The organism is uncultured Maribacter sp. (assembly GCF_963975365.1).
Classification (GTDB): Bacteria; Bacteroidota; Bacteroidia; order Flavobacteriales; family Flavobacteriaceae; genus Maribacter.
The window spans coordinates 340842-352543 of sequence record NZ_CAXBGF010000001.1; the positions used below are offsets into that span (position 1 = coordinate 340842).

Here is an 11702-nt window from a genome sequence, read left to right on the forward strand (position 1 = left end):
ATATTTTTGAAATAACAATTCGATTTCATCGTGAATTAGGAAATGGTACATTGACAAAAGAATATTTAGAGCAATCATGCTTTTAGGATAATTCGATAATCATTACAAAAATTGCTCTATATCTTTGATTCCTTAAAAATTTTATAGACTATCTAAATTGAATGAGTCACCCCTAAAACAGTATCTTAAAAATTAGATTGCAAGATAGCCAAATACCTACTATTTGCTAGGCTTTATTTACATAAGTCGATGTTAATATTTGTCGAAAACGTTATAGATTTTGTGGAATATTGTGAATAATCAGTTTTTCATAGCTTGAATTTAGAAGTAATGAAAATAATCCAATATATTTAGGCTTGACTAATTAACCAACAACAGACCACATGATAGGGATTTTATCTTTTATAGGCTTTACAGTTTTAGTAGCTGTTATTTCATATTTTGCAACAAGAAGTACCGATGAACAAACATCCGATGGCTATTTTCTAGGAGGAAGAAGTTTAACGGCCGGGGTTATCGCTGGGTCATTGTTGCTTACGAATTTATCTACAGAGCAAATTGTTGGTCTAAATGGTAGCGCATATACAGACGGATTATCAGTTATGGCCTGGGAAACCTTGGCCGCAATAGCAATAATCGTCGCTGCAATATTCTTACTGCCGAGATATCTTAAAGGTGGTCTTACCACAGTGCCCCAGTTTTTGGCAAAAAGATTCGATGTAGCCACAAAAACGCTTACTTCCGGATTATTTCTTACAGGATACGTCGTGGTTTTACTTCCGGTTATTTTGTACTCTGGTTCAGTAGCTATAAGTGGTATGTTCGATGTGCCGACGCTGTTAGGTGTTTCTGATAGTACTGCGTTGGTTATTTGTATTTGGGGAATTGGAATCATAGGTTCTATTTATGCTGTTTTTGGAGGGTTAAAAGCTGTTGCAGTATCTGATTCTATCAATGCAATAGGTTTGTTAATAGGAGGATTGTTAATTCCAATATTCGGATTAATGGCTATTGGTGATGGTAGCGTTTTTACCGGACTTGAAACTTTAGTGAATACTAATCCAGAACGATTCGATTCTACTGGTAACGCTGGTCAAGAAGTTCCTTTCAGCACCATTTTCACGGGTATGATGTTGGTTCAACTTTTTTATTGGGGAACCAATCAACAAATAATACAAAGAGCTTTAGGGGCTAAAAATTTAGCTGAAGGTCAAAAAGGTTTACTCTTGGCTTCATTTTTGAAAATATTGGGTCCTTTAATTTTGGTTTTACCAGGTATGATTGCCTACCATTATTTTGATGGTAATTTAGATACAAGTGATTTGGCTTATCCAGAATTGGTGCGAGCGGTATTACCTAAACCATTAGTAGGATTTTTTGCTGCCGTTTTATTCGGGGCTATTTTAAGTTCATTTAATAGTGTTTTAAATAGTTCTGTAACGCTATTTGGTATAGATATATACAAGCAACATATAAATAAACAAGCATCGGAATCTACCGTAGTGAAATATGGAAAAATTTTCGGTATCTGTTTGGCATTAGCCGCTATGTTTATAGCTCCATTAATTGCTAATGCAGGTAGTTTGTTTAATTACTTACAGGAAATAAATGGTATATACAGTATTCCAATATTTACAATTATAGTTGTTGGGTACTTGACAAAAAGAGTACCAGCTATTGCAGCAAAAATCGGAATTTTATCAGGGTCAGTACTATATATAATCAGTCAATTTTGGCTTAAGAATAAATTTGTGGATGAGGCACTTGCCCAAGCTAATGTATCGGGAATTACTGATCCAGCTCAACTTAAATTAATAGAGGCTGAGGCATATCCTCATTATTTACATATTATGGCCATATTATTCGTAACAAACATTATAATTATGCTAATTATTGGTGCGATTAGGCCACGTAAAGAACCATTTGTATTGGAGTATACAAATCAAGTTTCGATTACTCCTTATAAGTATGTGAATCAAGTTGGAATTTTGATTTGCTGTATAGTAATAGGAATTTATGTCTATTTTGCTAAATAGGGATATTTCTATTCTTCAAAGGTAAAAAGCTTAACCATATTTGTTTAACGTTTAGCTTATATTTCGACTTATCCGCAATCAAAATACCCTTCAATTATTACCAATAATTGAAGGGTATTTTGATTTTCAGATGTACCATAAGCGATTAAATACTTAAAGTAGTGTTCTTAATTTGCTAATTAATATAGATAATCTAGTTTTCTATTCGTGACAGTTTAGTTCTATGCTAAAGTTAGATTGTGAATAAGGATTTACTTTATGGTGTATTATTAATTACTATTTTAAAAATATAAGCGAAGCGTGCAATGAACTCAGGTCTTATACATTTTCTGAATATTCTTTATATGATTGGCTATTATGGATTCTTTTTAAGCAAAGGTAAAGCACCAATTTTTTATCCTTTTCAAAACATTGATTTATAAAGCCATATTTTTATTTTGTTACAAATAAGATAGGAAACAAAAAAGCCTCCAATTATTGGAGGCCTTTTCGAACTTAAACAAAATTTATTCTTAATACCCTGGGTTCTGAACCAAATTAGGGTTTGCAAGCAATTGTGCTGGTGGAATTGGGAACACATTATAATCATCATTATTAATAGTGCCTTCAGCTTTAAATAACCAGTCTCTACCAAATTGACCGAAACGAATTAAATCGTTACGTCTCCAAGCTTCTTGATACAATTCTCTACCTCTTTCATCTAAAATGTCTTGAGCTGAAACAGTACCTAACAATTGTTGAGTATTACGTATCGTTCTTAAGTCATTTATCATTGAAGTAGGGTCACCACCACTTCTAAACATAGCTTCAGCTTTCATTAAGTGTGCATCTGAATATCTAAATACAATTTGATGACTTATTGAAGCATCACCGTTTCTAGCTGCATATTTTTGAACTCTAATACCTGTGGTTTCATCATTGTTGATGAAATTAACTGCACCAGAATTGTCCTTAAACTCTCTTTTGAAAGTTAAAGGAGCACCTTGTCTATCTTTTAATGGTGTTCCGTCAAGAGCATATTGTTGGTTGATAAGAAAGCCATACCCAACATTTGAACCATTAACATAGCCATTTAATTCAGCGGCATAAGGTTGGTCAGCAAAAGCAACACCTTTTGTTGGTACACCACCTCTACGCTCTTCTTGGCCATTTGCTGGTTCTTGGTTTGCATCTAATTCATTAAATTCTGAATCTCCTTCAAAAAGGTCGTAAAATTCAGCTAATGTGCTGAAACCATTCCATCCACCACCTTGTATGCTAGTGTTGTTGTAATGAAGACCCATAACTATTTTGTTAATAGTGTTGGCCTCTAAAGACCATATAGTTTCATTATCAGCATCTGGTAAGAAAAGGTCAAAGTATCCTTCTTGCAAAGCATAACCATCAGCGGTAATTGCATCAACTAAAGAAATAACTTCAGCCATATCACTTGATTGTGGTTCTCCACCAACATAAATATGTTTGTTTAAAAGAACTTTAGCTTTCAAGTATCTAGCAGCTGCTTTACTAGCTCTGCCATTTGCGACACCGCTCGCTGCTGGTGTACCAGGAGCATTAGCAATAGCTGTCTCTATATCAGCTAGGATAAAATCAACTGCAGCCTGCCCTGTTAATACTTCGGGAATCGATGATGATGGTAACGAAGTATCTCTAAAAGGTACTTGGCCATAGTTATCTAAAATTACCCACATACTATAGGCTCTAATAAAGCTAGCATCTCCAATATTGGTAGCACTAGGATTACTTCTAGCATCTAATATTTGTGATGCTTGTAGTTGATTTCCATTCCATCTTTGGAATAGATTTACTATAAATTGGTGTTGCCCATTCCAATCATGGGTATGCATAACTCTCCATAAGCCATTATCTCCCCAATCTCCTCCACGGGTAGGAATTAAATGTTCATCTGTCGTTACTTCTTGAAGGGCAAAGTAATCTTCTTGCACAGCGTATTGTCCAGCAAGAGTACCGTATAGATTCGTAACGGTAGATGATGGATCGGCTAAGCCTTGAAAGCCATCAGAAATTATCGAATCTGTTTCTTCTATTTCTAAGTCGGTACAGGAGGTAACCCCTACCAACGATAGAATAGAAAGCGTTAAGATTTTAAAATTATTTTTCATGATATTCAATTTTTTTTAATTAAAATGATGCGTTTATACCAAAAGTAATTGTTCTTGGTCTTGGGTATGAACCATAATCAAGTCCCCTAGATGGAACACCAGAACCTAAGTCACCTGTATTAGCAGTAACCTCTGGGTCTAAACCACTATAGTCAGTTATCAAAAATAAGTTCTGACCAGTAAGTGAGAAACGTAAAGCATCTAAAGCACCTTCACCAGATAATGGGAAGTTATACCCAACACTTGCATTTTGGAAACGTACAAAATCTCCTTTTTCTAAAAAGCGTGTTGAAGCATCAGCAGAAGCTCCAGGATTTTCACCGTTACCTATTACATTTTGAGTAACGTTTCTAGAGTTTGAAAGTGCGCCTGCATTGAAGTAAGCATTGTCTGTGTTATTGTAAACAGAAAAACCAAATTGACCTTGAAAAAATACAGAAGCATCAAAATCTTTAACTCTTAAATTTAAGCTTAAACCAGTCGTAATATCTGGTAAGGCATCTTCACCTACGAATTTTTTATCTCCAAAAGGGTCTCCTACACCGTTTCCATCAACATCTTGGTAGATTGGATTTCCAGCATTGTCAAAACCTTCAAAAACAGGTAGGTAGTATGAGTATAATGATTGTCCAGAAGCAAAACGTTGCGCGAAAGCTCCAGTTAATCCAGGACCGTTAACGGCTCCAGTATCAATTAATCCAGCAAAATCCTGAACTTCATTATTGTTATAAGCTATGTTGAAATCTGCAGAAAAAGTTGTATCATCCGATTGCACGAAATCATAAGCTAAAGCAAGTTCAACCCCTTGGTTGATAATACTTGCATCAACATTGCTGAATTGGAAAGGGTCAACAGCAGGTGACGCTGGTGGCGTTTGTAAAAGCACATCGGTTGTTTTTGTTCTATACACATCAAAACTACCGCTAAAACGATCGTTATTAAAACCAAAATCAATACCGGCGTTAATATTAAATGAAGATTCCCATTTTAAATCTGGTCTATCCGTTGCTACAATTTCAGTACCATTAGGAGTAATTTCAAGATTTTGTTGAATTGTTAAACCAGAAAAGCGTTGTCTAGCAACAAAATTTCCATATCCTAATCCATCTTGGTTACCAGTGATACCTGTACTCAATCTAAGTTTTAACGTAGAAACATTTTCGCCTACAAAATCTTCTTCATTAATTTTCCAAGCAAAAGCTCCAGAAGGGAAATAACCATATTGATTTTCTGGTCCGAATCTAGATGAACCATCAGCTCTCATGGTACCTGTAAACAAATATTTGTTGTTTAAAGTGTAGTTAAGTCTTGCGAAGAATGATTGTAACTCATCGGTATTGTCAAAAGCATCGGTGTAAACTGAAGTTACCGAACTTGATAGGCTTCTGCCTAATTCTTCTTGCGGTACTACATTAGGAAATAATCTATTGATTAAAACTCCATTAGAATTTGTAGCGTAATAGGCCTGTTGGTAAGAACCTGTTACTGAATTTTGCAAATCACTTACAGCACTTCTTAGATCAGAACCCATTGCATTAAGATCTCCTGTGTTATAGCCTCTACCTCCTGCATTGAAACCGAAAGTTTGAAAGTCTTGGTAACCAAAACCTACTAAAGCTTCTAAACTAGAATTTTCGAATTCTTTGTTGTAGTTTACAGTAGCTTCAAAAGTTTTATTATTTCTTTCTAAAACACTGTAGTTACCACGACCAACGCCTGATACACCATTTATGTTATTAATATTTTTAGAGATAACAGATGTGTTAGAAGCTTCTGCTTTATCTAAACCAGCATTTAACTTAGCTGAAATTTCTGGGGTAAAATTATACTGTACAGAACCATTTAATAAATACCTATCTGTATTAGTTAAATTCTGTGTATTGTCTAAAGCGTTTTGTGGGTTTACATTTAAACCACCCGCATTAAAACTAGAACTAGCTGGCCATGTTGGGTTTGCTGCATAGGCACCACCTAAAACATCTCCTGCTGCACCCGCTTGTGCACTGATAGGCGCTTGAGAGTCATTTATTCTAGCAACAGACATTTGAAGGCCAAGAACCAATTTGTCATCTAAAAATCGTTGATTAAAATTAATTCTACCTGTAATTCTTTCTAAGTCAGAATTTTCAACGATACCAAATTGCTTACCGTAACCAAAAGTAGCTCTTACGTTACCACTACCATAATTTTTAGAATAAGAAAGGTTTTGATTTTGAGAAGCTGTTGATCTCAATACAACTTGTTGCCAATCTGTATTTGAGCCAAAATTAACGGCATTGGCATCACCACCTACAGCTGCAACACCAGCTAAAAATTCAGGGCCATCTAGAAGGTCATAAGTATTTGCTGCAGTTGCTACACTTAAAGAACTAGAGAAATCGAAAACTCCTTTACTGCTTCCCTTTCCACTTTTGGTAGTAATGATAACAACACCGTTGGCACCACGAGAACCGTAGATTGCAGTTGCAGAGGCATCTTTTAAGATACTCATGCTTTCAATATCGTTCGGGTTAATAAAGTTCAAAGGGTTTTTTACGGCACTTTGCCCAAAACCGGTTTCACCTTGTGGAGATGTATCTCCCCCACCTAATGGAACACCATCAACAACAAATAGAGGATTGTTGTTCGCACGAACAGAATTAGAACCTCTAATGTTAATTTGGATACCTGCTCCTGGCTCACCACTTGTCTCTTGTATGTTTACACCAGCAGTTTTACCTTGAATCAATTGTTCTGGCGAAGCAATATTACCCCCATTAAAATCTTTTGCTGTAACAGCTGTAACAGACCCAGTAGCATCTTTTACAGTAGTAGTACCATAACCTATGATTACTACCTCTTCAAGAGCTTCGGCATCTTCTTCTAAAGTAAAGTTTATAGAACTTCTTCCATTAATAGCTACCTCTTGAGTTTTGTAGCCAATATAACTAACAATAAGTACTGCACCATCTTGAGCGGTCAATGTGTAATTACCGTCAAAATCTGTTTGCGTACCATTTGTAGTACCCTTTTCAAGAACACTTGCTCCTGGTAAAGGTCCACTTGCATCTGAAACAGTTCCAGATACTTCTTGTGCCTGAGAAAGTCCAAAGCACAAAAATGTACTTAGCACCAACAGGCTTTTAAGGAATGTAATCTTCATAAATTGTTAATTTAAGTTGAGTTAATTTAATTTCAATTGTTAAAAATATGTAAAATGATGAGTTGATAAGAATATAGGCAAGGTTTAATTATTACGAAAACGGTTTCGTGTTGATAACTTTTAAATATTACGAGTATACAGAAAGATAACAGTCAAATTTGTAATATTGTTAAATATTGGCACTACTTACTGCGAATATACAATGTTTGTCAAATATATAAAAATTACATTTTGTATATTAACCTAATTATTTTGAACTTAATTTTGTTTTTGACTTTTAGAAAATTTTAAGTTCTTATCTTAAAATTTTAAAATAATATTACTTGAAACCAAAGATTACGTTAAAAGATATTGCTAGAGAGTTGGATGTTTCGATTTCAACTGTTTCTAAAGCTCTCAAAAACAGTGCGGAGATAAGTAAGGATACAAAGGATAAAATTAAAGCTTTTGCAAAATTCTATAATTATCGTCCTAATAATATAGCTCTTAGTCTCAAAAATAAAAGAACAAAAAACATTGGAGTTATTATTCCTGATATTGTCCATCATTTTTTTACCACGGTTTTTAGGGGAATAGAAAAATATGCAAATGAAAAAGGGTATAATGTTATCGTTTGTATTTCAGATGAATCTAACGAGAAGGAAGTCATTAACATGGAGATGTTAGCAAATGGTAGTATAGATGGTTTTATTCTTTCCTTAAGTGCAGAAACCCAATTAAAAAATGAATACACTCATTTGAAAGAGTTATTAGATCAAGGTATTCCTATTGTCCTTTTTGACCGTGTAACTTCAGAAATTGAATGTGATAAGGTTGTATTGAACGATGCAGAAATTGCTTGTGAGGCTGTTGGTCATTTTATTAAGGCAGGATCGAAAAGAATCGCATTAGTAACTACAGAGAAATATTTTAATGTAAGCGAAAATAGGCGAATAGGATATTTAGATGCTCTAAAAGTCCATAATTTTAAAGTTGACGAAAATTTGATACTGACGCTATCCCATGATATGGAAAATGATATGCTCATAACAGAATTTTTTCAAAATAATAAGGTAGATGCTGTTTTATGCGTCAATGAGATATTTGCCATTCAATGTATGAGTATCATACAGGAATTAGGTTTCAATGTGCCTAATGATATTTCGATAATCGGTTTTACTGATGGCATATTGTCAAGATTTTCCGTCCCTAGATTAAGTACAGTTGCTCAACACGGTGAATTAATGGGTGAAACAGCTGCTAAATTACTAATTGATCGTATGGAGTGGTTAGATGAAGTTGAAGAACCTTTTAAAACAGAAGTAATAAATGCCACATTAATAAAGCGAGGTTCATCAATCAATTAATACTTTTGTGATTATGGAAAAAGTGGGATTTATTTTTGATTTAGATGGTGTTATTGTAGATACGGCTAAATACCATTACTTGGCTTGGAGAAAATTAGCCAATGAATTAGGTTTTGAATTTTCAAAGGAACAAAACGAACTCTTTAAAGGGGTAAGTAGAAAAAGGTGCTTAGAAATTTTATTGGATATTGGTAAAATTAAAGCGACACAAGAGCAATTTGATACTTGGATGATAAATAAGAATATAGATTATTTGGCTTACATAGATAAGATGGATTCCAAAGAAATACTTCCTGATGTACCTAGAGTGCTTGAATATTTAAAGAAAAAAAACATCCCAATCGCGTTAGGATCTGCAAGTAAGAATGCTAGACCAATTTTAGAGAAAGTAAATTTATTATCATATTTCGATACTATTGTAGATGGCAATAGTGTAACAAAGGCAAAACCTGATCCTGAGGTATTTTTGATTGCGGCTAATAATTTAGGCGTAAATGCGAGTTCATGTGTTGTTTTTGAAGATGCCGTTGCAGGTATACAGGCGGCAAATAGCGCAAAAATGACTAGTATAGGTATTGGTGATTCTAATATACTTGATGAAGCCGACTATAATTTTAAAGATTTCACAGAAATAAGTGATAGTTTTTTGGAATCACTTCTAAACAATAATCAAAATAAATAATTTAGGCTATCTATAAATAGTTCTATTATTTTTGATTTCAATTCAACATTAAATTAATGAATCAAGATTATATAAAAGCAGATAAGTGGTGCATCATTGAGGAAGGTTTTGATAAAGAAAATGTAAAATCTTCTGAGAGCATTTTTAGTATCGGTAATGGTGCAATGGGTCAGAGAGCTAATTTTGAAGAAAGTTATTCTGGCGAAACTTTTCAAGGAAGTTATATTGCGGGAGTATATTATCCAGATAAAACCCGAGTAGGTTGGTGGAAAAACGGCTATCCGGAATATTTCGCTAAAGTATTGAACGCACCAAATTGGATTGGTATCAAAATCTATATAGACGATACAGAGTTTGATTTGGCAACATGTAAAAAGGTATCAGGCTTCAAAAGGGAGCTGAATATGAAAGAAGGTATTTATACCAGAACGTTTCAGGCGGTTTCTTCGAACAATGTTGAAATAGAAGTAGTCGTTAAGCGTTTTTTAAGTTTAGATATTGATGAAGTGGGCGCTATTTCATACTCAATTAAAGTAATTAAGGCAGATGCTAAAATTGCTTTCGAACCTTTTTTAGATAGCGGTATTACTAATGAAGATAGCAATTGGGACGATAAATTTTGGAACACCACTAATGTAAATGTATCTCAAAATCGTGCTTTTATAGAAGCGCACACCATGAAGACAAATTTTGAGACCTGTACATTTATGCAGGCGACTCTTAATTATAATGGTAAAGAAGTACCTGCTCTGCAAGGTGATAAGTCTGAAACATATGTTTCCTTAAAATTTGAACAAAATGTAAAAGCAGATGAAATCTTAACATTAACCAAATTTGGAGGTTATACGGTAACAAGAAATCATGATGCAAATAAATTGGTAAATGTAGCGAATGATACTTTAGATAAAGTTTCCTCTGTTGGATTTGATGGTTTGCTGCAAAAACAAAAAGAAGCTTGGGCTTCAATTTGGGAAATGAGTGACATTGTTATTGAAGGCGATGTAAAGGCGCAACAAGGTATTCGGTTCAATATATTTCAATTGAACCAAACCTACTTGGGTACAGATTCGAGATTAAATATTGGCCCAAAAGGATTTACAGGAGAAAAATATGGTGGTAGCACCTATTGGGATACTGAAGCATATTGTATTCCTTTTTATATGGCTACCAAAGATGATAAAGTAGCCAGAAAATTATTGAAATATCGTTATAATCATTTAGAGAAAGCCATAGCTAACGCAACCAAACTTGGCTTTTCAAATGGTGCCGCATTATATCCAATGGTAACCATGAACGGTGAAGAATGTCACAATGAGTGGGAAATCACCTTTGAGGAAATTCATAGAAATGGGGCTATTGCCTTTGCTATTTATAACTATTATAGATATACTGGCGATTATAGCTATATACCCGAAATGGGTTTAGAAGTGTTAATTGGTATAGCTAGGTTCTGGCATCAACGGGTTAACTTTTCAAAAGACAAGAACAAGTACGTAATGTTAGGTGTCACTGGACCAAACGAGTACGAGAATAACGTACACAATAATTGGTATACAAATTACTTGGCCAAATGGTGTATCAATTATACGTTGACACAATTAACAAAGGTCAAAAATGGATATCCTGATGATTACCATAGAATTATAGGGAAGACAAAGCTTACGGATAGGGAATGTGATAAATGGAAGAATGTTGCTGATAATATGTACTTTCCATATTCAAAGGAATTTGGCGTGTTTTTGCAACAAGACGGTTTTTTAGATAAAGATTTGGTCAAAGTCGATGATTTGCCAAAAACCGATAGACCTATCAATCAAAAATGGAGCTGGGATAGAATTCTAAGATCACCTTATATAAAACAAGCAGACGTTTTGCAAGGTTTCTACTTTTTCGAAGACGACTTTTCATTGGAAGATCTTGAAAAGCATTTTGATTTTTATGAACCCTTTACCGTTCACGAATCTTCGTTATCACCTTGTGTGCATAGTATTCAGGCAGCAAAACTTGGTAGAATGGAGCAAGCTTATAATTTCTATTTAAGAACATCGAGGTTAGATCTAGATGACTATAATAAAGAAGTAGAAGAAGGGCTACATATTACTTCAATGGCTGGTACCTGGATGAGTATTGTTGAAGGTTTTGGTGGTATGCGCGTTATAGACGACAAACTATCGTTTAAACCTCAGATACCAAACCAGTGGAAAGGATATTCGTTTAAGGTGAATTTCCGAAATCGTATTATAAAAGTCAATGTTACTGCTAAAACGACAACCTTCGAATTGTCAGGTTCTAAAGAAGTATCTATCCGAGTCAATGGCAAGAAAGTAGAGTTGTTTCCAGATGAGATAGCTACTGTATCCCTATGATGAAATT

The 11702-nt window shown here is 34.4% G+C and carries 6 protein-coding genes; 4 read left to right on the forward strand and 2 right to left on the reverse strand.

Annotated elements, in window-relative coordinates; translation table 11 throughout:
* Positions 1-383: 383 nt before the first annotated feature.
* The gene (locus AACZ49_RS01510) at positions 384-2036 is read left to right on the forward strand and encodes a solute:sodium symporter family transporter (RefSeq protein ID WP_091620702.1); all 1653 of its coding nucleotides are present in this window, start codon (positions 384-386) and stop codon (positions 2034-2036) included.
* Between the two features lie 512 nt (positions 2037-2548).
* Here the strand turns inward: AACZ49_RS01510 and AACZ49_RS01515 are convergent.
* Together AACZ49_RS01515 and AACZ49_RS01520 are read right to left on the reverse strand one after the other, a co-directional pair.
* Positions 2549-4159 carry a RagB/SusD family nutrient uptake outer membrane protein gene (locus AACZ49_RS01515; RefSeq protein ID WP_091620700.1) on the reverse strand — a complete coding sequence of 537 codons (1611 nt, stop codon included), beginning with the start codon at positions 4157-4159 and terminating at the stop codon, positions 2549-2551.
* A 19-nt stretch (positions 4160-4178) separates the two neighbouring features.
* Positions 4179-7301 (reverse strand): SusC/RagA family TonB-linked outer membrane protein, encoded by a 3123-nt coding sequence (locus AACZ49_RS01520; protein WP_339650854.1) that lies wholly within the window; start codon positions 7299-7301, stop codon positions 4179-4181.
* A 323-nt stretch (positions 7302-7624) separates the two neighbouring features.
* Between AACZ49_RS01520 and AACZ49_RS01525 the strand changes: the two genes are divergently transcribed.
* Genes AACZ49_RS01525 through AACZ49_RS01535 form a run of 3 tightly spaced genes read left to right on the forward strand, consistent with a single transcriptional unit; the run spans position 7625 to position 11695 of the window.
* On the forward strand, positions 7625-8647 hold the full coding sequence (locus AACZ49_RS01525; RefSeq protein ID WP_091620694.1) for a LacI family DNA-binding transcriptional regulator: 1023 nt from the start codon (positions 7625-7627) through the stop codon (positions 8645-8647).
* Positions 8648-8660: 13 nt separating this feature from the next.
* Positions 8661-9329 carry a beta-phosphoglucomutase gene (pgmB, locus tag AACZ49_RS01530; RefSeq protein WP_091620691.1) on the forward strand — a complete coding sequence of 223 codons (669 nt, stop codon included), beginning with the start codon at positions 8661-8663 and terminating at the stop codon, positions 9327-9329.
* Between the two features lie 56 nt (positions 9330-9385).
* Positions 9386-11695: a glycoside hydrolase family 65 protein gene (locus AACZ49_RS01535; protein ID WP_339650857.1), complete on the forward strand. Its 2310-nt coding sequence runs from the start codon at positions 9386-9388 to the stop codon at positions 11693-11695.
* Positions 11696-11702: the final 7 nt, after the last annotated feature.

Coding starts and splice junctions, on each gene's coding strand:
- pgmB (WP_091620691.1), top strand. CDS start 8,661: ATGGAAAAAGTGGGATTTATTTTTGATTTAGATGGTGTTATTGTAGAT.
- AACZ49_RS01510 (WP_091620702.1), top strand. CDS start 384: ATGATAGGGATTTTATCTTTTATAGGCTTTACAGTTTTAGTAGCTGTT.
- AACZ49_RS01520 (WP_339650854.1), bottom strand. CDS start 7,301: ATGAAGATTACATTCCTTAAAAGCCTGTTGGTGCTAAGTACATTTTTG.
- AACZ49_RS01515 (WP_091620700.1), bottom strand. CDS start 4,159: ATGAAAAATAATTTTAAAATCTTAACGCTTTCTATTCTATCGTTGGTA.
- AACZ49_RS01535 (WP_339650857.1), top strand. CDS start 9,386: ATGAATCAAGATTATATAAAAGCAGATAAGTGGTGCATCATTGAGGAA.